The organism is Pseudomonas sp. RA_35y_Pfl2_P32 (genome assembly GCF_963970735.1).
Lineage (GTDB): Bacteria > Pseudomonadota > Gammaproteobacteria > Pseudomonadales > Pseudomonadaceae > Aquipseudomonas.
The window spans coordinates 161,417-186,185 of sequence record NZ_CAXAQF010000005.1 but is presented as its reverse complement, the minus strand read 5'-3'; the positions used below and the strand labels follow the sequence as shown (position 1 = coordinate 186,185).

General features: G+C 61.6%; 20 protein-coding genes. 15 read left to right on the top strand and 5 right to left on the bottom strand.

From position 1 onward, the window contains the following. Positions 1 to 5 precede the first annotated feature (5 nt). A complete protein-coding gene (gene rloA, locus AACY45_RS06970) occupies positions 6 to 542 on the bottom strand; it encodes a retropepsin-like aspartic peptidase RloA (RefSeq protein WP_166590066.1) in 537 nt (178 codons plus the stop codon). 270 nt (positions 543 to 812) lie between these two features. On the opposite strand from rloA, the gene AACY45_RS06965 reads away from it, so the two are divergent. The 6 genes from AACY45_RS06965 (at position 813) to prpD (ending at position 9,416) form a co-directional block, all read left to right on the top strand. Beyond that, positions 813 to 1,535, top strand: coding sequence for a GntR family transcriptional regulator (locus AACY45_RS06965; protein WP_095165505.1), 723 nt, complete (start codon positions 813 to 815; stop codon positions 1,533 to 1,535). After that, a complete protein-coding gene (gene prpB, locus AACY45_RS06960) occupies positions 1,532 to 2,422 on the top strand; it encodes a methylisocitrate lyase (RefSeq protein WP_339544763.1) in 891 nt (296 codons plus the stop codon). Before AACY45_RS06965 ends, prpB begins: the two co-directional genes overlap by 4 nt. A gap of 134 nt (positions 2,423 to 2,556) precedes the next feature. Then, positions 2,557 to 3,684: a bifunctional 2-methylcitrate synthase/citrate synthase gene (gene prpC, locus AACY45_RS06955; protein WP_339544762.1), complete on the top strand. Its 1,128-nt coding sequence runs from the start codon at positions 2,557 to 2,559 to the stop codon at positions 3,682 to 3,684. A 196-nt stretch (positions 3,685 to 3,880) separates the two neighbouring features. Then, on the top strand, positions 3,881 to 6,472 hold the full coding sequence (gene acnD, locus AACY45_RS06950; RefSeq protein ID WP_339544761.1) for a Fe/S-dependent 2-methylisocitrate dehydratase AcnD: 2,592 nt from the start codon (positions 3,881 to 3,883) through the stop codon (positions 6,470 to 6,472). 52 nt (positions 6,473 to 6,524) lie between these two features. After that, entirely contained in the window at positions 6,525 to 7,715 is a 1,191-nt protein-coding gene (gene prpF, locus AACY45_RS06945; RefSeq protein WP_339544760.1) for a 2-methylaconitate cis-trans isomerase PrpF, read from the top strand. Between the two features lie 216 nt (positions 7,716 to 7,931). Continuing rightward, positions 7,932 to 9,416 carry a 2-methylcitrate dehydratase gene (gene prpD, locus AACY45_RS06940; protein WP_339544759.1) on the top strand — a complete coding sequence of 495 codons (1,485 nt, stop codon included), beginning with the start codon at positions 7,932 to 7,934 and terminating at the stop codon, positions 9,414 to 9,416. Between the two features lie 37 nt (positions 9,417 to 9,453). Here prpD and AACY45_RS06935 read toward each other — a convergent pair whose 3' ends face one another. Next, positions 9,454 to 10,341, bottom strand: a complete 888-nt coding sequence (locus tag AACY45_RS06935; protein WP_339544814.1) for a DMT family transporter — start codon at positions 10,339 to 10,341, stop codon at positions 9,454 to 9,456. A 143-nt stretch (positions 10,342 to 10,484) separates the two neighbouring features. On the opposite strand from AACY45_RS06935, the gene AACY45_RS06930 reads away from it, so the two are divergent. Continuing rightward, the gene (locus tag AACY45_RS06930) at positions 10,485 to 11,894 is read left to right on the top strand and encodes an aminotransferase-like domain-containing protein (RefSeq protein WP_339544758.1); all 1,410 of its coding nucleotides are present in this window, start codon (positions 10,485 to 10,487) and stop codon (positions 11,892 to 11,894) included. Positions 11,895 to 11,946: 52 nt separating this feature from the next. On the opposite strand, the gene ppsR is transcribed toward AACY45_RS06930, so the two are convergent. Next, a complete protein-coding gene (gene ppsR / locus AACY45_RS06925) occupies positions 11,947 to 12,765 on the bottom strand; it encodes a posphoenolpyruvate synthetase regulatory kinase/phosphorylase PpsR (protein WP_339544757.1) in 819 nt (272 codons plus the stop codon). 333 nt (positions 12,766 to 13,098) lie between these two features. On the opposite strand from ppsR, the gene ppsA reads away from it, so the two are divergent. The 8 genes from ppsA (at position 13,099) to AACY45_RS06885 (ending at position 21,179) form a co-directional block, all read left to right on the top strand. Next, positions 13,099 to 15,474, top strand: coding sequence for a phosphoenolpyruvate synthase (ppsA, locus tag AACY45_RS06920; RefSeq protein ID WP_166590074.1), 2,376 nt, complete (start codon positions 13,099 to 13,101; stop codon positions 15,472 to 15,474). A 109-nt stretch (positions 15,475 to 15,583) separates the two neighbouring features. After that, positions 15,584 to 16,573, top strand: coding sequence for an alpha/beta fold hydrolase (locus AACY45_RS06915; RefSeq protein ID WP_339544756.1), 990 nt, complete (start codon positions 15,584 to 15,586; stop codon positions 16,571 to 16,573). A gap of 195 nt (positions 16,574 to 16,768) precedes the next feature. Beyond that, on the top strand, positions 16,769 to 17,260 hold the full coding sequence (gene rraA / locus AACY45_RS06910) for a ribonuclease E activity regulator RraA (protein WP_339544755.1): 492 nt from the start codon (positions 16,769 to 16,771) through the stop codon (positions 17,258 to 17,260). Positions 17,261 to 17,283: 23 nt separating this feature from the next. Next, positions 17,284 to 18,279: a zinc transporter ZntB gene (locus tag AACY45_RS06905; protein ID WP_339544754.1), complete on the top strand. Its 996-nt coding sequence runs from the start codon at positions 17,284 to 17,286 to the stop codon at positions 18,277 to 18,279. A gap of 63 nt (positions 18,280 to 18,342) precedes the next feature. Further along, positions 18,343 to 18,588, top strand: a complete 246-nt coding sequence (locus AACY45_RS06900; RefSeq protein WP_166590078.1) for a CrfX protein — start codon at positions 18,343 to 18,345, stop codon at positions 18,586 to 18,588. 2 nt (positions 18,589 to 18,590) lie between these two features. Further along, positions 18,591 to 19,415, top strand: coding sequence for a mechanosensitive ion channel family protein (locus AACY45_RS06895; RefSeq protein ID WP_007916401.1), 825 nt, complete (start codon positions 18,591 to 18,593; stop codon positions 19,413 to 19,415). 91 nt (positions 19,416 to 19,506) lie between these two features. Continuing rightward, complete coding sequence (gene sigX, locus AACY45_RS06890) at positions 19,507 to 20,097, top strand: RNA polymerase sigma factor SigX (protein WP_095165477.1); 591 nt, start codon at positions 19,507 to 19,509, stop codon at positions 20,095 to 20,097. Between the two features lie 107 nt (positions 20,098 to 20,204). Next, on the top strand, positions 20,205 to 21,179 hold the full coding sequence (locus tag AACY45_RS06885; protein WP_339544753.1) for an OmpA family protein: 975 nt from the start codon (positions 20,205 to 20,207) through the stop codon (positions 21,177 to 21,179). 73 nt (positions 21,180 to 21,252) lie between these two features. Here the strand turns inward: AACY45_RS06885 and cobA are convergent, their stop codons facing one another. Together cobA and AACY45_RS06875 are read right to left on the bottom strand one after the other, a co-directional pair. Continuing rightward, on the bottom strand, positions 21,253 to 22,026 hold the full coding sequence (gene cobA, locus AACY45_RS06880; RefSeq protein WP_339544752.1) for a uroporphyrinogen-III C-methyltransferase: 774 nt from the start codon (positions 22,024 to 22,026) through the stop codon (positions 21,253 to 21,255). Positions 22,027 to 22,036: 10 nt separating this feature from the next. Next, positions 22,037 to 24,757: a nitrate reductase gene (locus AACY45_RS06875; protein ID WP_339544751.1), complete on the bottom strand. Its 2,721-nt coding sequence runs from the start codon at positions 24,755 to 24,757 to the stop codon at positions 22,037 to 22,039. Positions 24,758 to 24,769: the final 12 nt, after the last annotated feature.

Here is a 24,769-nt window from a genome sequence, read left to right as displayed (position 1 = left end):
GGGTATTACTCTGCGGTGTGAGCGTCGGTGGCGCAGGCGGGTTTGCCAGCAGCGTATTTAAGACTGGGGTCGACCAGTGCATCGAAGCGTTTCAAGGCTTCGGAGCCGATCAGGAGCGGGTATTGGAATGCACTTCGGTCGGTCAAGTTCACTTCTATGCTGCGCAAAGCCGATCCCATGCAGATATCCAGCTCGATCACCGGGCGCGCGGTGTACTTCTTTCCCTCTTCGGGATCGTAGTCGCCGGCGCGGCGCTTGATCTTGCTGACCCGGGCCAGCGGGCGTTCGATGGGGTGCGAATGGGCGGTGTCGATGGCCAGGTAGAAGCGCACCCAGGACTCGCCATTGCGTTTGAAACGCTTGATATCGCGGGCACTGAGGGAGGCGGTCTTGGCCCCGGTGTCGAGTTTGGCCGCGACTTCCAGGTCGATGCCTGACAACTGTGCGTATTCGTTGAGGCCGTACACGGTCTTTTCGCCCGCGTAACCGAGGCCCGGCAGGCAGAACAGGCAGAGCAATAAAGGGAGGTGCTTGAGTCTCATAAATCCTGGCGCGTTGCTGTCCATTCTTCAGTTCAAGGTGACTGGCATTGCTGCACAAGCGCCTCGTATGCCTGCCATAAAAAGATGACAGGCAAATGCGGGCGGCATTCTAGCACGGTGGTTTTCTGGTGCCAGCGCCGAGGTGGTCCTTCGATTTCGATTTATCCAAAACGTTTATTAGACGATTGTCGACAATCACTCTATTTCCTTTGACTGGCAGGCCGGTATTGGCATAGTTTATGGCGCATTGACTCACAAGGTGTCGACAATATGCTGGATCAACTCGATCCCCCGGTGCTGGCCTCGGACGATTCGGAAACCCTTTCCGAGAACGTCTTTCGTCGCATCCAGGCGGCCATCGTCAAAGGTGACATCGCCCCGGGCAGCAAAATCTCCGAGCCAGAGCTGGCGCGCACCTACGGCATCAGCCGTGGCCCGCTGCGCGAGGCCATCCACCGCCTGGAAGGCCAGCGCCTGCTGGTGCGCGTGCCGCACGTCGGGGCCCGGGTGGTGTCGCTGAGCCACGCCGAGTTAATCGAGCTCTATGAGATCCGCGAGTCGCTGGAAGGCATGGCCTGTCGCCTGGCCGCCGAGCGCATGAGCAGCGAAGACATCGACGAGCTGCGCCGGGTCCTGGAAACCCACGAGCGTGATGAGGCGTTCCAGGCAGGCGTTGGCTACTACCAGCAGGAAGGCGATTTCGACTTCCATTACCGGATCATCCAGGGCAGCGGCAATCGCACGCTGACCCAAATGCTCTGCGGCGAGTTGTATCAACTGGTGCGCATGTACCGCATCCAGTTTTCCGCCACCCCCAATCGGCCGCGCCAGGCGTTTGCCGAACACCACCGAATTCTCGATGCCATCGCCGACCGTGACGGTGAATTGGCCGAGTTGTTGATGCGTCGCCACATTGGCGCCTCAAAACGCAACATCGCCCGTCACTATCAGGACGGCGCCCATCAGACAGTCACTCCACGAGGTGAGTCATGAGTTCCAACAAGAGCACACCAGGCCAGCGTTTCCGTGATGCGGTTGCCAGCGAGCAGCCGTTGCAAGTGGTCGGCGCGATCAACGCCAACCACGCGCTGCTGGCCAAGCGCGCCGGTTTCAAGGCTATTTATCTGTCCGGTGGCGGGGTGGCTGCCGGCTCCCTCGGCGTGCCGGACCTGGGCATTACCGGCCTGGATGACGTGTTGACCGACGTGCGCCGGATCACCGACGTCTGCGACCTGCCGTTGCTGGTGGACGTCGATACCGGTTTTGGTTCCTCGGCCTTCAACGTGGCCCGTACCGTCAAGTCGATGATCAAGTTCGGCGCGGCGGCGATCCACATCGAGGACCAGGTGGGCGCCAAGCGCTGCGGCCATCGTCCGAACAAGGAAATCGTGACCCAGCAGGAAATGGTCGACCGCATCAAGGCGGCCGTGGATGCCCGCACCGATGACAGCTTCGTGATCATGGCCCGTACCGACGCCCTGGCCGTCGAAGGCCTGGAATCGGCCTTGGATCGTGCTGCCGCCTGCATCGAGGCCGGTGCCGACATGGTGTTCCCGGAAGCCATCACTGAACTGGAGATGTACAAGTTGTTCGCCAGCCGCGTGAAAGCGCCGATCCTGGCCAACATCACCGAATTCGGCGCCACGCCGCTGTACACCACCGAGCAACTGAAGGCGGCCGACGTGGCGCTGGTGCTGTACCCGCTGTCGGCGTTCCGCGCCATGAACAAGGCCGCCGAGAACGTCTACACCGCGATCCGCCGCGATGGCACGCAGCAGAACGTCATCGACACCATGCAAACGCGCATGGAGCTCTACGATCGCATCGACTACCACACCTTCGAGCAGAAGCTCGATGCGCTGTTCGCGGCAAAGAAATAAGGCAAGCCCTGTAGCCGCTGTCGAGCTCGCGAGGCTGCGTTCGCGTCCGCAGGACTCGCCAGCTGCTACACATATATGTTGTTAATCAGAAAGAACTTGCCGATTCCCTAAAAATTTCAAGATTGGAGACAGCAATGGCCGAAGCAAAAGTATTGAGTGGCGCCGGGCTCCGTGGTCAGGTTGCCGGGCAAACCGCACTGTCCACCGTGGGGCAGGAAGGTGCCGGCCTGACTTACCGGGGCTACGACGTGCGCGAGCTGGCGGCGGACGCGCAGTTTGAGGAGGTGGCCTATCTGCTGCTGTACGGCGAGCTGCCGAGCCAGGCCCAACTGGATGCCTACGTCAGCAAGCTGAGCAAGCTGCGCGACCTGCCGCAAGCCTTGAAAGAAGTGCTCGAACGCATTCCGGCCGACGCCCACCCGATGGATGTGATGCGCACCGGTTGCTCGTTCCTGGGTAACCTGGAGGCGGAGCACCACTTCAGCGAACAGCACGACAAGACCGACCGCCTGCTGGCCGCCTTCCCGGCGATCATGTGCTACTGGTATCGCTTCAGCCACGACGGCAAGCGCATTAATTGCGTCAGCGACGAGCCGTCCATCGGTGGTCACTTCCTGCACCTGCTGCACGATGAGAAGCCGAGCGAGTTGCACGTCAAGGTGATGAACGTGTCGCTGATCCTCTACGCCGAGCACGAGTTCAACGCGTCGACCTTCACCGCGCGGGTCTGTGCTTCGACCCTGTCGGACCTGTTTTCCTGCATCACCGCGGCCATCGGTTCGTTGCGTGGCCCGCTGCACGGTGGCGCCAACGAGGCGGCGATGGAAATGATCCAGCGCTTCTCCTCGCCTGAGGAGGCGATCAAGGGCACCCTGGGCATGCTCGAGCGCAAGGACAAGATCATGGGCTTCGGCCACGCGATCTACAAAGACAACGATCCGCGCAATGAAGTGATCAAGGGTTGGTCGAAAAAACTCGCGGATGAAGTCGGTGACACGGTGCTGTTCCCGGTCTCCGAAGCCATCGACAAGACCATGTGGGAGCAGAAGAAGCTGTTCCCCAACGCCGACTTCTACCATGCCTCGGCGTACCACTTCATGGGCATCCCGACCAAGCTGTTCACCCCGATCTTCGTCTGCTCGCGCCTGACCGGCTGGGCGGCGCACGTGTTCGAGCAGCGCGCCAACAACCGCATCATCCGCCCGAGCGCCGAGTACACCGGCGTCGAACAGCGCAAGTTCGTGCCAATCGAACAACGCTGAATGGTGAGGGCCGGTACAGGGATCTGAACTCAACGCAGATCCCTGTAGGAGCGAGCTTGCTCGCGATGGAGAGTCATACACATTGGTGTCGACTGATACACCATCGCGAGCAAGCTCGCTCCTACAGTGGATTGTGTTGATGTCGAAACTGGCGCCAGGCCCCACCCTTTGTAACTACCGTGACCGAGTCCTGACGATGAATACTGAATTCCGCAAATCGCTTCCCGGCAGTCATCTGGATTACTTCGACGTCCGCGCGGCAGTCGATGCGATCCAGGCGGGCGCCTATGCCACCCTGCCGTACACCTCCCGCGTGCTGGCGGAAAACCTGGTGCGCCGCTGTGATCCGGCGACCCTGACCGACTCGCTCAAGCAATTGATCGAACGCAAGCGCGACCTCGACTTCCCGTGGTTCCCGGCGCGTGTGGTGTGCCACGACATTCTCGGCCAGACCGCCCTGGTCGACCTGGCGGGCCTGCGGGACGCGATTGCCCTGCAAGGTGGCGACCCGGCGCAAGTCAACCCGGTGGTACCGACCCAGTTGATCGTCGACCACTCCCTGGCCGTGGAGCGCGGTGGTTTTGATCCCGAGGCGTTCGAGAAGAACCGCGCCATCGAAGACCGGCGCAACGAAGACCGTTTTCACTTCATCAACTGGACCAAAAAAGCCTTCAAGAACGTCGACGTGATCCCGCCGGGCAACGGCATCATGCACCAGATCAACCTGGAGAAAATGTCTCCGGTGATCCAGGTGCGTGACGGCGTGGCGTTCCCGGATACCTGCGTGGGCACTGACAGCCACACCCCGCACGTCGATGCCCTGGGCGTGATTGCCATTGGTGTCGGTGGTCTGGAAGCCGAAAGCGTGATGCTCGGCCGTGCTTCCTGGATGCGCCTGCCGGAAAGCGTCGGCGTCGAACTGACCGGCAAGCTGCAACCGGGCATCACCGCCACCGACATGGTGCTGGCGTTGACCGAATACCTGCGTCAGCAAAAGGTTGTCGGTGCCTGGCTGGAGTTCTTCGGTGAGGGTGCAGCGCGCCTGACCCTGGGCGACCGTGCGACCATTTCCAACATGGCCCCGGAATACGGCGCCACCGCGGCGATGTTCTACATCGACCAGCAGACCATCGATTACCTGAAACTCACCGGCCGCGAAGACGAGCAGGTGCGTCTGGTGGAGCAATACGCCAAGCAGACCGGCCTGTGGGCCGACAGCCTGGCGGGCGCGCAGTACGAGCGCAGCCTGAGCTTCGATCTGTCCTCGGTGGTGCGCAACATGGCCGGCCCGAGCAACCCGCACGCCCGTGTCGCGACCTCGGACCTGGCGGCCAAGGGTATCTCCGGGCAATGGGATGATGTGCCTGGGCAAATGCCGGACGGCGCGGTGATCATCGCGGCCATCACCAGTTGCACCAACACCAGCAACCCGCGCAACGTGATTGCCGCCGGCCTGCTGGCGCGTAACGCCAACAAACTGGGCCTGACTCGTAAACCGTGGGTCAAATCGTCCCTGGCGCCGGGTTCGAAGACCGTGGCCCTGTACCTGGACGAGGCCGGCCTGACCGATGAGCTGGAGCAACTGGGCTTTGGCGTCGTGGCGTTTGCCTGCACCACGTGCAACGGCATGTCGGGTGCGCTGGACCCGGTGATCCAGCAAGAGATCATCGACCGCGACCTGTACGCCACCGCGGTGTTGTCGGGTAACCGCAACTTCGACGGACGGATTCACCCGTACGCCAAGCAAGCCTTCCTCGCATCGCCGCCGTTGGTCGTGGCCTACGCCATTGCCGGGACCATCCGCTTCGACATCGAAAAAGACGTGCTCGGTGTGGTCGATGGCCAGGAAATCCGCCTCAAGGACATCTGGCCAAGCGACGAAGAAATCGACGCGGTGGTCAAGGCCTCGGTCAAGCCGGAGCAGTTCCGCCAGGTGTACATCCCGATGTTCGCCATCCACGAAGACACCGGCCCGAAAGTCACGCCGCTCTACGACTGGCGCGAGCAGAGCACCTACATCCGCCGTCCGCCGTACTGGGAAGGCGCGTTGGCCGGGGCGCGTCCGCTCAAGGGCATGCGCCCGTTGGCCGTGCTGCCGGACAACATCACCACCGACCACCTGTCGCCGTCCAACGCAATCATGCTCGACAGCGCCGCCGGCGAATACCTGGCGAAAATGGGCCTGCCGGAGGAGGACTTCAACTCCTACGCGACCCACCGTGGTGACCACTTGACCGCGCAGCGCGCGACCTTCGCCAACCCGAAACTGTTCAACGAAATGGTCCAGGAAAACGGCAAGGTCAAGCAGGGTTCGCTGGCGCGGGTCGAGCCGGAAGGCCAGGTCATGCGCATGTGGGAAGCCATCGAAACCTACATGGAGCGCAAGCAGCCGCTGATCATTATTGCCGGTGCCGACTACGGCCAGGGCTCGTCCCGCGACTGGGCGGCCAAGGGCGTGCGCCTGGCGGGTGTGGAGGCGATCGCGGCCGAAGGCTTCGAGCGTATCCACCGCACCAACCTGGTGGGTATGGGCGTGTTGCCGCTGGAGTTCAAGCCGGGCACCGACCGCAAGACCCTGGGTATCGACGGCACCGAAACCTACGATGTGGTGGGCGATCGCACCCCGCGTGCAACCCTGACCCTGGTGATCACCCGCAAGAACGGTGAGCAGGTCCAGGTGCCGGTCACCTGCCGCCTGGATACCGCTGAAGAGGTGTCGATCTACGAAGCGGGCGGCGTGTTGCAGCGCTTTGCCCAGGACTTCCTCGAATCGGCTGTCGCCATTTAACACGACGTGCCGCGCGGGGCGTTTGTCCCGCGCCGGCCCACTAAGGACCATCATGGCTCACGCACCTCAGATCAAAATTCCCGCCACCTACATGCGTGGTGGCACCAGCAAAGGCGTGTTCTTCAGCCTCCAGGATCTGCCTGAGTCGGCGCAGCTTCCTGGCCCGGCGCGCGATGCGCTGCTGCTGCGGGTGATTGGCAGCCCGGACCCTTACGAAAAGCAGATCGACGGCATGGGCGCCGCGACTTCGAGCACCAGCAAGACGGTGATCCTGTCCAAGAGCCTCAAGGCTGATCACGATGTGGATTACCTGTTTGGCCAGGTCTCCATCGACAAGCCATTTGTCGACTGGAGCGGTAACTGCGGCAACCTGTCGGCAGCGGTCGGTTCGTTTGCCGTCAGCAGCGGCCTGGTGGATCCCGCCCGCGTGCCGGAGAACGGCGTGGCCGTGGTGCGTATCTGGCAGGCCAACATCGGCAAGACCATCATCGCGCACGTGCCGATTACCCAGGGCGCGGTGCAGGAAACCGGTGATTTCGAACTCGATGGCGTGACCTTCCCGGCCGCCGAAGTGCAGTTGGAGTTCATCAGCCCGGCGGCCGAGGAAGAGGGCGGCGGTGGTTCGATGTTCCCCACCGGCAACCTGGTGGATGAGTTGCACGTACCGGGTGTCGGCACCTTGCAGGTGACCATGATCAATGCGGGCATTCCGACGATCTTCGTCAATGCCGAGGATATCGGCTACACCGGCCGCGAATTGCAGGGCGAGATCAACGGCGATCCTAAGGCACTGGCGATGTTCGAGACCATCCGCGCCCACGGCGCCTTGCGCATGGGCTTGATTGCCAACCTCGACGAAGCGGCCAAGCGCCAGCACACCCCGAAGGTAGCGTTCGTCGCGCGGCCCGCCGATTACCTGTCTTCCAGCGGCAAGCCCGTGGCGGCCAGCGATGTCGACCTGCTGGTGCGGGCGCTGTCCATGGGCAAGTTGCACCACGCAATGATGGGCACCGCAGCGGTGGCCATCGGCACGGCGGCGGCGATCACCGGCACCCTGGTCAACCTGGCGGCCGGCGGCATCGAGCGCAACGCGGTACGTTTCGGCCATCCATCCGGCACCTTGCGTGTCGGCGCAGAGGCCAACCAGGTGGACGGCGAATGGACCGTGACCAAAGCCATCATGAGCCGCAGCGCGCGTGTGCTGATGGAAGGCTGGGTGCGGGTGCCGGGGGATTCGTTCTAACAGTGATACATAGGCCCTTGTGGGAGCGAGCTTGCTCGCGATGGACGTGAACGATGACGCGTATCGCCTGATTAAACGCGTTGCTCTTGTGTTCATCGCGAGCAAGCCGCAAGCGGGCGCTCGCTCCTACAGAGGGGAGACATCATAAGAATAGGTTGTCCGTGTTAGCCCTGAACCGAGGTCCCATTTACGAACCACTGCCCGAGTGAATCGAACATGAGCGCCAACGTTGACCTTAACAACCGTCCCGACTACGACCAGGTCCTGCAGGACATTGCCGACTACGTCCTGATCGACCGGATCGAGTCCCAGGAAGCCCTGGACACCGCCCGCAACTGCCTGCTCGACACCCTCGGCTGCGGCCTGCTGGCCCTGCGTTTTCCCGAATGCACCAAACACCTTGGGCCGATGGTCGAAGGCACGATCGTGCCCTTTGGCGCACGGGTGCCTGGTACCCGTTTTTGCCTGGACCCGGTCAAGGCGGCCTGGGACATCGGCTGCATCGTCCGCTGGCTCGACTACAACGACACCTGGCTGGCTGCGGAGTGGGGGCATCCCTCGGATAACCTCGGGGCGATCCTGGCGCTGGCCGATCACCTGTCGCAGAAACGCCTGGCCAATGGCGACGCGCCGCTGACCATGCGGACGGTGCTCGACGCGATGATCTTGGCCCACGAGATTCAAGGGGTGATGGCCCTCGAGAACGCCTTCAACCGGGTCGGCCTGGATCACGTGCTGCTGGTCAAGGTTGCCTCGACCGCTGTCAGCGCCAAGCTCCTCGGGGCCAGCCGTGAGCAACTGTTGGCGGCGCTGTCCCACGCCTTTGTCGATGGCCAGGCGTTGCGCACCTACCGGCACGCGCCGAACGCCGGTTCGCGCAAATCCTGGGCGGCGGGGGATGCGTCCAGTCGCGGGGTGCGCCTGGCGGACATTGCCCTGCGCGGGGAAATGGGCATCCCGGGGGCGCTGACCGCCGCGCAATGGGGCTTCTACGACGTGCTGTTCAGTCACACCAACAAGGACCTGGCGCTCAAGCCGGCCGACCAGCGCGCCTTCAGCTTCTCCCAGCCCTACGCCAGCTACGTGATGGAAAACGTGCTGTTCAAGATCAGTTTCCCGGCCGAGTTCCATGCACAAACCGCCTGCGAGGCGGCGGTGACCCTGCACCCGCTGGTGCGCAATCGCCTGCACGAGATTGACCGGATTGTCATCACCACCCACGAATCCGCCATCCGCATCATCTCCAAGGTCGGGCCACTGGCCAACGCCGCCGACCGCGACCACTGCATCCAGTACATGACCGCCGTGCCGCTGGCCTTCGGTAACCTGGTGGCCGAGCACTACGAAGATCAGTTCCATGCCGCCCACCCGATCATCGATGTACTGCGCGAGAAGATGGTCATAGTCGAAGAGCCGCGCTTCACCCGCGAGTACCTGGAGGCCGACAAGCGATCGATTGCCAATGCCCTGCAGGTGTTTTTCAAGGACGGCTCGAGCACCGAGCAGGTGCTGGTGGAGTACCCGATCGGCCATCGCCGGCGGCGCGCCGAGGGTATCCCGTTGCTGGAGGACAAGTTCAAGGCCAACCTCGCCACCCGCTTCACCGCCCAGCGTACGGCGCAGATCTTTGCCCTGTGCAAGGATCAGGCAGTCCTTGAAGCAACGCCGGTGAACCGCTTCATGGACCTCTTCGTGATCTGACCGGCAACCCTGTCTCACTGGAAGTCGTGGCTGCCTGTTACTTGGCTAGCCACTTCTCCACGGGCAACTTGGTGATCGCAAACCCCATCAGCAACACCGCCGAATAGCCGATCAGTTCCCGCGAAATCACCTGTCCCTCGTACCAGGCACCGATCATCACCGCGAACACCGGGAAAATGATGAACACGAAGGACAGGATGATCGGGCTCAAGCGCTTGAGCAGCATGAAGTACACGATGAACCCGCCCACCGATGCCACCAGCCCCAGATAGAGCAGGGCGCCCCACGAGCGCGCGCTGATGGTCGCGAATGCCGGGGCCTCGAGCCCCAGTCCGGCGACAAACAGCAGCAGCCCGGCGATACCGATCGGCAGGGTGTTGTAGGTGATGACGCTGATGGCGCTCCCGTGTTTCTTGGTGACTACGTAACACAGCGCATGCAGGATCGCCGCCATGAGAATCGCCAGCACGCCGAACAGCTCGGCGTGGTCCAGGTGCAAGCCCTGGCTGCGGATGATCATGAACAGGCTGGCAAAGCCGATGGCGATGCCGAGTACCTGGGAGGCGTAGATTTTTTCCCGCAGGAACAGCGCCGAGAACACCAGGATAAATACCGGCATGCAGCTGAACAGGAGTGCCGTGAGTCCCGACGACACGTGCATCTCGCCGTAGTTGAGCAAGTAATACGGCAGGCTGAAATACGACAGGGTGACGAACAGGAAGAACCCTCGGCTGCCCTTGGGGAACAGCAAGGGTTCGCGGCGCCAGGCGGCGAAACTCAGGAACAGCGGGAAGGCGATCAGAAAACGCAGGCCGGCAGCGGTCAGCGGCGGCACGCTTTCAACGGCGATCTTGATCCCCAGCCAGGTCGTGCCCCAGCTCAGGCAGACAATCAGAAACAGCACGCTGGTGATCAGGCCAGCCAGCCAGGGGCGGTGGCGACTTAAGGGGGTATCGACGGCGATGGCGGGGGGCATACTCGGGCACCTTGGTGTGGGGGAATTGACCGGGTCATGCAAAGGGTCTATTCCTGATTGAACCTGTTTTCAGCACGCTATTCGGGGTGGTAATGGCTGTCAAAGTAAGTATTGCCATGGTGTCAATCCTGCGGGATGCCCTGAGCCATGGAACCGGCATGAAGTACCAGCGCCTTAGCGATGGGGTGGAGCAGGGCATGGCTGACGGTGTGTTCGCGCCGGGCTGCAAATTGCCGCCCCATCGCCTGCTGGCGGACAGTCTCGGGGTCACGGTGGGGACGGTCAGTCGCGCCTATGCCGAGCTGGAGCGCCTGGGCAAGGTGGTCGCCCGGGTGGGTGACGGCACCTATGTCCGCGAGCACGGCATGGAGCGCCCGCGCGACGGCGGGTTCCGCAATGTTAGCGAGCAACCGCCGCCGTGCCTGGACATGAGCCGCAACCAGCCGATCCCCGGGCGCCAGGCGTTGTGCCTGAGCCAGGGACTGCAGGCCCTGGCGAGTGATCCCCAGGCCATGCAGCGTATCAGTGGCTACACCGCGGACGCCGGCCTGTTGGCGTATCGGGTGGGGGGGGCACAGTGGCTCACGCAGGGCCAATTTGTCGCCAATGCCGAGCAGGTGATATGCGTCAACGGCGGCCAGCACGGCTTGCTGTGTGCCTTGATGGCGATGCTCAAGGCGGGCGATACGCTGCTTACCGAGCAGTTGACTTACCCTGGCTTGATCAGCGTGGCGCGCCATCTGGGGATCAAGCTGATCGGCCTGGCCATGGACGCCGAGGGGCTATTGCCAGCCGCCCTGGACGAGGCCTGTCGTCAGCACCGGGTGACGGCGCTGTACTGCACGCCGACCCTGCACAATCCCACGGCCGCGGTGATGTCCACGGCGCGCCGCGAGGCCCTGGTGGAGGTCTGCCGTGGGCATAACCTGTTGATCATCGAGGACCAGGCCCATGCCGTGCTGGTCCAGGAACGACCGTTGCCCTTGAGCCATTTTGCCCCGGAGCGCACGGTGCTGATCGCCAGCCTGAGCAAGGCGGTGTCGGCGGGCTTGCGGGTCGGTTACCTGTATGCGCCCCAGGCGTTGCTCAGCCGTTTGTCGGCAGCGGTGCGCGCCTCCTGTTGGATGGCCACGCCCCTAGCCCTGGAGTTGGCCACGCAGTGGATTGAAACCGGGGTCGCCCGGCAGGTGCTGGAGCAGCAAATCAGCGAGATCAGCCGGCGCAAGGCCCTGGTCGAGGGTTTGTTGCAGGGCTTGATGTACCGCACGCATGACCATAGCCCGCATTTCTGGATCGACGTGCCCGAGCCGTGGCGCGCGTCCCAGGTCGAAGCCGAGCTCAAGCGCAGCGGCTACCTGATTGCCACCGCCGAAGCCTTTGCGGTGGGGCATGGGGCGGTGCCGCAGGCGATCCGGGTGAGTGTGTGCAATTCGGTGGGGGATGATCGGTTGTTGCGGGAGGGGATTGAGGCGGTGGTGTCGGCATTGACGCAGATCGGGTAGTCGGGTATCGCAGGCAAGCCGCGCGGCTTGCCTGCGATGGCGATTCAGCGGGTTACTTGAACCGGCGTTCGACGCCTTTTTCCACCAGGATCTTGGCGGAAATCTCTTCCACGGAAAAATGCGTGGAGTTGATGTTCGGGATGTTTTCGCGACGGAACAGGTTTTCCACTTCGCGCACCTCGAACTCGCACTGGGCATAGCTCGAATAACGGCTGTTGGGTTTGCGCTCGTTGCGGATAGCGGTGAGGCGGTCCGGGTCGATGGTCAGGCCGAAGAGCTTGTGCTGGTGGGCGCGCAGGGCGGTCGGCAATTGCAGGCGCTCCATGTCGTCCTCGGTCAGCGGGTAGTTGGCCGCGCGGATGCCGAATTGCATGGCCATGTACAGGCAGGTCGGGGTCTTGCCGCAGCGCGACACGCCCACCAGGATCAGGTCGGCCTTGTCGTAGTAGTGGGTGCGCGCACCGTCGTCGTTGTCCAGGGCGAAGTTCACCGCCTCGATACGCTCCATGTAATTGGTGTTGTGGCCAATGGAGTGGGACTTGCCGACCGAGTAGGACGAGTGCTCGGTCAGCTCCAGCTCCAGCGGAGCGAGGAAGGTCGAGAAAATGTCGATCATGAAACCATTGGACGTGGCGAGGATCTCACGTATGTCCTGGTTGACGATCGTGTCGAAGATGATTGGACGAAAGCCGTCCTTTTCGGCGGCCGTGTTGATTTGTTGTACCATGGCCCGCGCTTTATCCACGCTGTCGATGTACGGCCGGGTGAATTTACCGAAGGTAATGTTTTCGAACTGCGCCAACAGGCTTTGACCCAGGGTTTCGGCCGTAATGCCCGTGCCATCGGAGATAAAGAAAGCAGATCGTTTCATTTGCGCCTTGGGCCTTAAGTGAGTGTCCTGTATCACAAATGCGTGCCTTTTAGGCGGCGCCTGTTGTTGCCATACTACGTTGCCGCTCCTCGCCATAGCCAGCGATGACTTGTCACGGCGCCTTGTCTGGCAACAACAGTCACTCGCCAAAAAGGCACGCATCTGCGACACAGGACACTTGTGACGATTCTTGGATATGATAGGCGCGATTTGGCGGCCCGGATTGGCCGGCATTCTCACTTATTTTCCAGGTCCAGGCCATATAGCTGGCAAATGCTCCCTTGAGCGGCCAGTACCCTGAGCTTTTCCAACACAGTTAGTGGAGAGATCACCTTGGTAGAGTACGTAGTTTCCCTCGATAAGCTCGGCGTCCATGATGTAGAGCATGTGGGGGGCAAGAACGCATCCCTGGGCGAGATGATCAGTAACCTTGCGGGTGCCGGTGTATCGGTCCCGGGTGGCTTTGCCACGACAGCTCAGGCTTATCGTGATTTTCTCGAATTAAGTGGTTTGAACGACCAGATCCACGCCGCGCTGGATGCGCTGGACGTGGATGACGTGAACGCACTGGCCCGTACCGGCGCGCAAATTCGTCAATGGATCATGGAAGCCGAGTTCCCGGAGAAGCTCAACGCCGAGATTCGCACCGCGTTCGCCACCCTGTCGGCCGGTAACCCGGACATGGCGGTGGCCGTGCGCTCTTCGGCCACCGCCGAAGACTTGCCGGACGCCTCGTTCGCCGGTCAACAGGAAACCTTCCTGAACATTCGTGGCGTCGAGAACGTCATTCGCGCGGCCAAGGAAGTGTTCGCTTCCCTGTTCAACGATCGTGCCATTTCCTACCGCGTCCACCAGGGCTTCGACCACAAGCTGGTGGCCCTGTCGGCCGGTGTGCAGCGCATGGTGCGTTCGGAAACCGGCACTGCCGGCGTGATGTTCACCCTCGATACCGAGTCGGGCTTCCGTGACGTGGTGTTCATCACCGGCGCCTACGGCCTGGGTGAAACCGTGGTCCAGGGCGCAGTCAACCCGGATGAGTTCTACGTCCACAAGGGCACGCTGGCCGCGGGTCGCCCGGCGATCCTGCGCCGCAACCTGGGCAGCAAAGCGATCAAGATGATCTACGGCGACGAGGCCAAGGCCGGTCGATCGGTCAAGACCGTGGACGTCGACAAGGCCGAGCGCGCGCGCTTCTGCCTGTCCGACGCGGAAGTCAGCGAGCTGGCCAAGCAAGCGATGATCATCGAGAAGCACTACAAGTGCCCGATGGACATCGAGTGGGCCAAGGACGGTGACGACGGCAAGCTGTACATCGTGCAGGCCCGTCCGGAAACCGTGAAGAGCCGTACCCAGGCCAACGTCATGGAACGTTACCTGCTCAAGGAAACCGGCACCGTCCTGGTGGAAGGCCGTGCGATCGGCCAGCGCATTGGCGCCGGCAAGGTCCGCATCATCAAGGACGTGTCCGAGATGGACAAGGTCCAGCCGGGCGACGTGCTGGTTTCCGACATGACCGACCCGGACTGGGAACCGGTCATGAAGCGCGCCAGCGCCATTGTCACCAACCGTGGCGGCCGTACCTGTCACGCGGCGATCATCGCCCGTGAGCTGGGGATCCCGGCGGTAGTGGGCTGTGGTAACGCTACCCAGCTGTTGAAAGACGGCCAGGGCGTCACCGTTTCCTGCGCCGAAGGCGACACCGGTTTCATCTTCGAAGGCGAGCTGGGTTTCGACGTCAAGAAGAACTCCGTGGACGCCATGCCGGAGCTGCCGTTCAAGATCATGATGAACGTCGGCAACCCGGACCGCGCCTTCGACTTCGCGCAGTTGCCGAACGCCGGTGTGGGCCTGGCCCGCCTGGAGTTCATCATCAACCGCATGATCGGCGTGCACCCCAAGGCGCTGCTGAACTACGACGGCTTGCCTGCGGACATCAAGGAAAGCGTCGACAAGCGTATCGCCGGCTACGACGATCCGGTCGGTTTCTACGTCGAGAAGCTGGTCGAGGGCATCAGCACCCTGGCCGCTGCGTTCTGGCCGAAAAAGGTCATCGTGCGCCTGTCGGACTTCAAGTCCAACGAATACGCCAACCTGATCGGCGGCAAGCTCTACGAGCCGGAAGAAGAGAACCCGATGCTGGGCTTCCGTGGGGCCTCGCGTTACATCAGCGAAGCCTTCCGTGACTGCTTCGAGCTCGAGTGCCGCGCTCTCAAGCGCGTGCGCAACGAGATGGGCCTGACCAACGTCGAAATCATGGTGCCGTTCGTACGGACCTTGGGCGAAGCCAGCCAGGTCGTCGACCTGTTGGCCGAGAACGGCCTGGCCCGCGGCGAAAACGGCCTGCGCGTGATCATGATGTGCGAACTGCCGTCGAACGCGATCCTGGCTGAAGAATTCCTGGAATTCTTCGACGGGTTCTCCATCGGCTCCAACGACCTGACCCAACTGACCTTGGGCCTGGATCGTGACTCCGGGATCATCGCGCACTTGTTCGATGAGCGTAATCCGGCCGTCAAGAAGCTGCTGGCCAATGCCATTGCCGCGTGCAACAAGGCCGGCAAGTACATCGGCATCTGCGGCCAGGGCCCGTCCGACCACCCGGACCTGGCCAAGTGGCTGATGGAGCAGGGCATCGAAAGCGTTTCGTTGAACCCCGATTCCGTACTGGAAACCTGGTTTTTCCTGGCTGAGGGTCAAGCTTCGGCTTGATGGTGTGAACAGGTCGCTTGCTCCTGAAGTGATAAGAGCAAGGGACCTGTTTTGAGATTCAAGTAGGGCGGGCTCCTTCGGATGCCGCCCTTTTTTGTGCAAGAGCATTATGCAAAGCAGCAGTCACCTGTTTCCTGTCGCCTTGATCAGCGCCGAGCGTCGCGGCGATCTGAGTGAGGACGTCTATCGCCTGAAACCGGGCAACAGCCCGGACGGCACCGTTGAGCTGGCAGTGACCCGCCTGGGCGTGGCCGATGAGCCCGCCCTGCGCGGGGTTCCGGTGATTTTGCTGCACGGCAGTTTTTCCAACCGGCGCTTCTGGTTTTCCCCCAAGGGCCTGGGCCTGGGGGCGTACCTGGCTCGCGCCGGTTTTGATGTGTGGATCCCGGAAATGCGCGGGCACGGCTTGTCGCAGCGCAATCAGCAGTACCGCAAGAACCGCGTGGCCGACTATGCCCGTTACGACCTGCCAGCCATCGCTGCGTTCGTCCGCGAACAGAGCGGGCAGGCGCCGCACTGGATCGGTCACTCACTGGGCGGTATCACCCTGGCCGCCGCGCTGGGTGGCCACTACCTGGAAGCGGCCGATGTGGCCAGTGCCGCCTTTTTCGGCACACAGGTGAGTCGCACTTACTGGCCGCTGAAATTTCCCCCGGTGGAATGGAGCGGACGTTTCATCCTCAAGCGTTTTGCCCAGCTATCCGGGTCTCGCCTCAAGCGTGGCCCGGAGGACGAACCAATCGGCCTGGCCCTGGAAAGCATGCGTTGGTTCGGTCTGTTCGGGCGTTTTGGTGATGCCGACAAGGATTGGTGGGCGGGCTTGGCCGAGGTCCAGGTGCCGGTCCTGGCCGTCAGTGCCAGCAGTGATCACCAGGACCCGGACTGGGCTTGCCGCAAACTGTTCGAGCAAATCGGCTCGACGCACAAGCACTACATTTGCCTGGGGCGCGCCCAGGGCTTTGCCGATGACTTCGGGCATGTGCAGATGCTGGTGAGCAAAGCCGCGCAAGTCGAGGTCTGGCCATTGGTCCAGCACTGGCTGACGGATCAGCAGCTGCCGGTGCAGGCACAGGCGCTCGCCACGGTTGGCGCACACTGACTCGAACGCTCTATCAAGGGCGTTTCGTTCCGAACCGCTTACGGCTAAGATATGACGCATTAGGCTTTTCTGGTCACTTTGCGTGGCGATGTCGTAGCGGTGTTCGCGGTGGATGAGCTTTAAACCGCAACCCTCGGCGCTCGTTTCCTTTAAGGTGACATCCTCGATTGTCTTCCTCTTTACAGGAGTTTCTCGATGAATCATTACCTCACTCCCGACCTGTGCGATGCCTACCCGGAACTGGTACAGGTCCTGGAGCCGATGTTCAGCAATTTTGGTGGCCGTGATTCCTTTGGCGGTGAAATCGTGACCATCAAGTGCTTCGAAGACAACTCGCGGGTCAAGGAACAGGCCGAACTCCCAGGGAACGGCAAGGTGCTGGTGGTCGATGGCGGGGGCTCGCTGCGCTGCGCGCTGCTGGGCGACATGATTGCCGAGAAAGCGGCCAAGAATGGCTGGGAAGGCCTGGTAATCTACGGCTGCATCCGTGATGTCGACGTCATCGCACAAACCGACCTGGGGGTGCAGGCCCTCGCCAGTCACCCGAAGAAGACTGACCGCCGTGGTCTGGGCGAGATCAACGTGCCTGTGACCTTTGCCGGCGTGACGTTCCGTCCGGGCGAATACATTTATGCGGACAACAACGGCGTGATCATCTCGCCCAGTCCGTTGAAAATGCCTGAATAAACGGCGACCAGACAGGGGTGAGGATGTTCGAGGAAGAAAACGCGCAGTGGGGGCTGGTGCATGCCCTGGTGCTGGATGGAAAAGGCGGTGCGCGTTCGATTGCCCGGACTGAACTGGATGACCTGCAACTGCAATCCCATGAAAGCCTCTGGCTGCACTGGGATCGCAGTCACCCGCAAACACAGACCTGGCTGCGTAAATCCAGCGGTCTGAGTGAATTCAGTTGTGACCTGCTGCTTGAGGAGAACACCCGGCCGCGCCTGCTGGCGCTGCCGGACTCCGAGTTGCTGCTGTTCTTGCGGGGGGTCAACCTCAACCCTGGCGCCGAGCCGGAAGACATGGTCTCGGTGCGCATCTTCGCCTCGGCCCAGCGGGTCATTTCCCTGCGCCTGCGCCCACTGCGCGCCACCGATGAATTGTTGGTGCAACTGGCCGAGGGCAAGGGGCCCAGGACCGCTTCCGAACTGATCCTGTACATGGCGCAATACCTTACTCATAAGGTCCAGGACCTGGTGGGCGACCTCTCGGAGGTGGTCGATGTCGAAGAGGAAAAGCTGGATGCCGACGAACGGTATACCCCCGAGCACGGCTCCATTTTGCAGATCCGTCGGCGTGCCGCCGGGCTCAAGCGTTTCCTGGCGCCGCAGCGGGATATTTTCGGACAACTGACGCGGATCAAACTGCCCTGGTTTGTCGAAGATGACGGCGACTACTGGAACGAATTGAACAACAGCCTGACCCGCTATCTTGAAGAGCTGGAATTGACCCGCGAGCGCGTGGGGCTGGTGCTGGAGGCCGAAGACCGGCGTCTGAGCGTGAAAATGAATCGCACCATGTACCGCTTCGGGATCATCACCGGGATCTTTTTGCCGATGAGTTTTCTGACCGGTCTGCTGGGGATCAACGTCGGTGGTATTCCTTTCTCCGCCAGCCCCTATGGCTTCCTGATTGCCTGCCTGATCATGGTCTCGGTGGCGCTGGGGCAGTGGTGGTTGTTCCGGCGTTTGCGCTGGGTATGAGGGCGCGGCATGTGACCCAGGGAATTTTGATCGCGTCTTTCACAGATATCACGAGAGGTGCGTATGCACGATCCGTTTGAACAGTCTTTGCGTGACATGCTCCAGGCATCCCCGTCCACCCGCGACGATGATGCGTGCCTGGGTCGTGTACTGAAAACCGCCAACCGCCAGGTGGGTGCCGGTGATCTGTTCAGTCTGCTGGGCCGCTGGCTGCCGGCACTGATGATCGCCCTGAATAACGGATCGGCCCATGTCTCGCCGGTTTCCCGTCGTAAACCTAACGCAAGCACTGCTGATAAGGCTGATTGAATATGGAACTTGATCTCTGGACTCAGAGCCTCGTCACGGCAATGACTGCGTTGTGGACCAAGGTGGCGAACTTCATTCCCAATCTGTTTGGCGCCCTGGTGGTGCTGCTGCTGGGGTTTGTCGTGGCCAAGCTGCTGGACACCCTGCTGTCCAAATTGTTGGCAAAATTGGGCCTGGATCGCTTGATGGGCGGTACCGGTTTGACCAAGTTGATGTCTCGGGCGGGGCTGCAGGTACCGATCTCGACCCTGATCGGAAAGATCGTCTACTGGTTCGTTCTACTTATTTTTCTGGTTTCTGCTGCAGAATCCCTTGGCTTGGAGCGAGTTTCGGCTACGCTCGATATGCTTGCGCTGTATTTGCCGAAAGTGTTCGGTGCCGCGCTGGTGTTGCTGGTGGGGGTATTGCTGGCGCAACTGGCCAATGGCCTGGTGCGCGGTGCCGCTGAAGGGGTCGGTCTGGATTATGCTTCGGGCCTGGGGCGAATCGCCCAGGGCTTGGTGATCATCATCAGTATTTCAGTGGCGATCAGCCAGTTGGAAGTCAAAACCGACTTGCTGAACCATGTGATCGTGATAGTTTTGATAACCGTTGGTCTGGCAGTCGCCTTGGCCATGGGATTGGGTAGCCGGGAAATCGCCGGTCAGATTCTTGCGGGAATCTATGTGCGTGAGTTGTATCAGGTTGGGCAACAAGTGCGTGTTGGTGAGGTCGAAGGTCAGATCGAAGAGATCGGCACGGTTAAAACTACATTGCTGACCGACGAGGGTGAGCTAGTCTCACTCTCCAATCGGATCCTCCTGGAACAGCATGTTAGTAGCCGCTAACCCGGCAAACCCTGCTAATGTATGCCGCCGCGAAATGCCCAATACCCTTGGGCCGCGGTGGACATTGACCTGACTGTCGGCCCGACTTGTTTTGAATAAACCCCAATCGCTATCCACGCGCTACGACCCCCGCGAGCTCTCTGATGAGGAGTTGGTCGCGCGCTCGCACACCGAGCTGTTTCACGTAACGCGCGCTTACGAAGAGCTGATGCGGCGTTACCAGAGAACTTTATTTAACGTCTGTGCACGATATCTTGGGAACGATCGCGACGCGGACGATGTCTGTCAGGAAGTGATGTTGAAGGTGCTGTACGGTCTGAAGAACTTCGAAGGTAAATCCAAGTTCAAGACATGGCTATATAGCATCACGTACAACGAGTGCATCACACAGTATCGAAAGGAACGGCGTAAGCGTCGCTTGATGGACGCTTTGAGTCTGGACCCCCTCGAGGAAGCGTCGGAAGAAAAGACGCCGAAACCTGAGGAAAAGGGTGGACTTGATCGCTGGTTGGTGCATGTGAACCCGATTGACCGGGAAATTCTGGTGCTACGATTTGTCGCAGAGCTGGAATTTCAGGAGATCGCAGACATCATGCACATGGGCTTGAGTGCAACAAAAATGCGGTACAAACGCGCTCTAGATAAATTGCGTGAGAAATTTGCAGGCATTGCTGAAACTTAGTTCGATGCAAATATCTCTTACGTGTAGGCAAGTTCTGATAGACTTGCCGCCGAGTTGTCCCCCGGTTTGCGGGACTGCTTTACAATCACCAGATGGGGATTTAACGGATGAAACTGAAAAACACCTTGGGCTTGGCCATTGGTTCTCTTATTGCCGCTACTTCTTTCGGCGTTCTGGCACAAGGCCAAGGCGCAGTTGAAGGCGAGCTGTTCTACAAGAAGCAGTACAACGATAGCGTCAAGCACATCGAAGACGGCTTCAACCCAGGCGCTCGTATCGGTTACTTCCTGACCGACGACGTTTCGATCGATCTGAACTACGATCAGACTCACCACACCCGTTCGAACGGCGGTACTGGCAACCAGAAGATCAAAGGTGACACCGGCTCCCTGCTGGGTACCTACCACTTCGGTCAGGCTGGCGTAGATTCCCTGCGTCCGTACGTTTCCGGTGGTTTCGGTCACCAGAGCCGCACCAACGTGCAGGCTGACGGTCACAGCGGTCGCGATCAGACCACTCAAGCCATCGTTGGTACCGGTGTTAAGTACTACTTCACCAACAACCTGTTCGCCCGTGCCGGCGTTGAAGCCGACTACGGTCTGGACAACGGTAAGTGGGACTACTCCGCCCTGGTTGGTCTGGGTGTGAACTTCGGCGGCAACGCCGGCGCAGTAGCTCCAGCTCCAGTTCCGGCACCGGCTCCAGAGCCAGAGCCAGAAGCTCCAGTTGCTGAAGTGGTACGCGTTGAGCTGGACGTCAAGTTTGACTTCGACAAATCTGTTGTTAAGCCAAACAGCTACGCTGACGTGAAAAACCTGGCTGACTTCATGAAGCAGTACCCACAGACCACCACCGTGGTTGAAGGTCACACTGACTCCGTAGGTCCAGACGCTTACAACCAGAAGCTGTCCCAGCGTCGTGCTGACGCTGTTAAGCAAGTTCTGGTCAAAGACGGCATCGACGCTGGCCGCGTTAGCTCCGTTGGTTACGGCGAATCCCGCCCAGTTGCTGACAACGCAACTGACGCTGGCCGTGCTGTTAACCGTCGCGTAGAAGCGCAGGTTGAAGCTCAAGCTCAGTAATTAGCTTGCTGCTCGCGAAAAGCCCGGCTTAGGCCGGGCTTTTCTTTGCCTGCGATTTACTGCCAGGCCGATGTTACAACGCTGCGTTGGAAGGCCATGGCAACTGTGTCACGGACGCCGGCAGGCTCTGATCCAGGGCTGCAGACGCGGCCACGGCACCTATCACAAGGATCGCTGGGCTTTTTAACTGAAAGCTGTAGGCATCTTCTTTCATTGCTGTCAGGTTGCTTCGGCATTCGCGTTGGTTCGGCATGGAAGCGTTTTCAATCATTGCCACTGGCGTGTCCACCGCCATCCCGCCGTCCAGCAACTGCTGGCGAATGTCCCCCAGTTTTGCCACGCCCATATAAACCACCAGAGTCGTTCCGCCCTGAGCCAGTGCGCGCCAGTTGAGCTCGCTGTCGTCCTGGGTATGGGCTGTCACCAGGGTCACGCCCCGGGCGACGCCGCGCAGGGTCAAGGAAATATCGCACTGTGTGGCCCCCGCCAGGCCGGCGGTGATGCCATTGACCAGTTCGACCTCGATCTGGCGCTCGCGCAACCACTGCGCTTCTTCACCGCCGCGTCCGAAAATGCACGGGTCACCACCCTTGAGCCGCACCACGCACTTGCCTTGGCGGGCATAACGCAGCATCAGGCGATGGATAAAGGCTTGAGGGGTCGAGCGGCAGCCACCGCGCTTGCCCACGGCAATGACCCGCGCCCGGGGGCAATGCTCCAGCACGGCTGGATTGACCAGATCATCGATCATGACCACGTCCGCTTCCCTCAATGCCCGTACCGCCTTGAGGGTCAGCAATTCAGGGTCACCCGGGCCTGCACCCACCAACCAGACTTTTGCGCTCATGTTGCATTCCTCACGAGGTGATTGCGCTTGGCCGCACCTGGGCGGCCAGCAGACGCTTGATTTCCGGGACGCAGGAGCCGCATTGCGTGCCGCAACCCAGTTGTTGTTTCAGGCCCTGCAAATCCAGGCCACTGCGAATACCGGCGCACACTGCGCTGTGGCTGACGTTTTTGCAGTTGCACAGGGTCTTCTGCGCGCCAGAGGCAGCTACGTCAGTGCCTGGCGCTGCGCTCAAGGGCGCCAGCAACCAGGGTCGCAGGTGCGCATCGACACGACCTTCCAGCCAGAGGTTCTGCAGCCAGTGCCGGGCCAGCGTTTCCCCGGCCAGGCGGATCGCGGTGATGCGTCCCTGTTCGATGCGCACACGCTTGCCGATGGCGCGACGAGGATCGTCGTAGGCCAGGACCGGGCCGTGGTCGAGTCCCAGGTGCTGGTCGATCTCCTGCAGCCGTTGTGGGGCCGGCGCCTGGGCGCAGGCGGCGCGTATCAATAGCGCCGGCCGCTCACGTCCGGCAAGGCTGAGGCTGACGTAGGCAAAGTCCTCGCACAGCGGGCGCAGGGCCTCGAAATGCTGTTGAACATTGCCCTCGACCAGGGCGAAGAATTGCCACGGTAGCTCAACGGCTTCAATTCGCACGCCGCTGTGTTTCAGTTCGGGCTGTTTGGACAGCGGGTCGAACGCCGGCTGGGTCAGGGCATTCACACCACCTTTGAGGAAGCGGTCGCCCCAGTGCATCGGGAGAAAGGCTTGCCCCGGGCGTACCGAGTCGTCACTGGCGAGTGCGACGATCACGCTGCCGCGACGACTCTTGAGGCTGACCAGGTCGCCCGTCTTTAAATGCTGGCGCTGCAGTTCATCCGGGTGCAGGCTCAGCAGCGCTTCGCTGACATGGCCAAACAGCTGTGCCGCGGTGCCGGTGCGGCTCATGCCGTGCCATTGATCCCGCAGGCGTCCGGTGATCAGGGTCAGGGGAAAGTGCGCGTCCCGTTGCTCCTTGGCAGCGCAAAACGGCTCGGCGATAAACTGCGCGCGCCCGCTGGCCGTGGGAAATATCCCGTCTACGTACAGGCGCGGCGTGCCGCTTGTGGCGCCCAGGGGGAAGGGCCATTGCTGCGGACCGAGGCGGTCGATCAGGTCGTGGCTGATACCGGACAGGTCCAGGTCGCGTCCATGGGTCAGTTGCTTGAACTCGTCGAACAGTTGCGCAGGGTGATCGAAGGCAAACAGGCTGGCTTGACCCGGGCGCAGGTATTTCTCCAGGCGTTGAGCGAAATCGACGGTGATAGCCCAGTCCGGGCGTGCTTCGCCGGGTGGCGCAATGGCGCGGCGAACGTGGGAAATCCGCCGTTCGGAGTTGGTCACCGTGCCTTCCTTCTCCCCCCAACTGGCGGCCGGCAGCAGCAGGTCGGCGAAGGGCGCGGTTTCGGTGGTGCTAAAAGCCTCCTGTAACACCACGAACGGGCACGCCTGCAAGGCTGCGCGTACGTTCTGTTGGTCCGGCAGGGACTGCGCCGGGTTGGTGCAGGCGATCCATAGCGCCTTGATGGTGCCGCTGTTGACCTGCTCGAACAGTTCGATGGCGGTCAGCCCGGTCGTTTCCGGCAGCGTGGGTACACCCCAATAGGCGGCTACTTCGGCGCGATGCCCGGCATTGCTCGCCTCGCGATGGCCAGGCAGCAGGTTCGCCAGGCTGCCGGTTTCCCGCCCGCCCATGGCATTGGGCTGACCGGTAAGGGAGAAGGGCCCCGCGCCCGGGCGGCCGATGTGTCCAGTGGCCAGGTGCAGGTTGATCAGTGCGCTGTTCTTCGCGCTGCCGGCGGTGGACTGGTTCAAGCCCATGCACCACAACGACAGAAAACTCGCCGAGGTGCCGACCCATTCCGCGCACTGCTGCAACTGCGCGACGCTGATGCCGCAGAGTTGCGCCACCATGGAGGGGGTGTAGTCGCGTACCAGGTTCTTCAGTTCGGCCAGGCCCTCGGTGTGGGCCTGGATGAAGGCGCGGTCGATCCAGTCTTCCCACAGCAGCAGGTGCAAGATGCCGTGAAACAGCGCGACATCGGTGCCCGGCAGAATCGCCAGGTGCAGGTCGGCCAGGTCGCAGGTATCGGTGCGCCGAGGGTCGATGACAATCACCTTCATCTGCGGCCGACGGGCCCTGGCTTGCTCAAGGCGACGAAACAGTACCGGATGGGCGTAGGCCATGTTACTGCCGACGATCATCACGCAGTCGCTCAGTTCCAGGTCCTCGTAGCTGCAGGGCGGCGCATCGGCGCCCAGGCTGCGCTTGTAGCCCACCACCGCCGACGACATGCACAGCCGCGAATTGCTGTCGATGTTGTTGGTGCCCACCAGCGCCCGCGCCAGTTTGTTGAAGGCGTAGTAGTCCTCGGTCAGCAGTTGCCCGGAGATGTAGAACGCCACACTGTCGGGGCCATGCTCGGCGATGGTTCGGGCAAACACGCTGGCGGCATGGTCCAGGGCGCTGTCCCAGTCGGTGCGGGCGCGGGCCAGGCCCTTGCCCAGGCGCAACTGCGGATACAGCGCCCGGGCCGCGAGGTCGCCGGTCAGGTGCAGGGTCGAGCCCTTGCTGCACAGTTTGCCGTAGTTGGCCGGGTGCGTCGGGTCGCCGCTGACGCCGAGGATCTGCTCGCCGTCATGCTCGATCAATACGCCGCAGCCCACCCCGCAATAGCAGCAGGTCGAGGCAGTCGTCTGGCGCTTGATCATGATGCGGCCTGC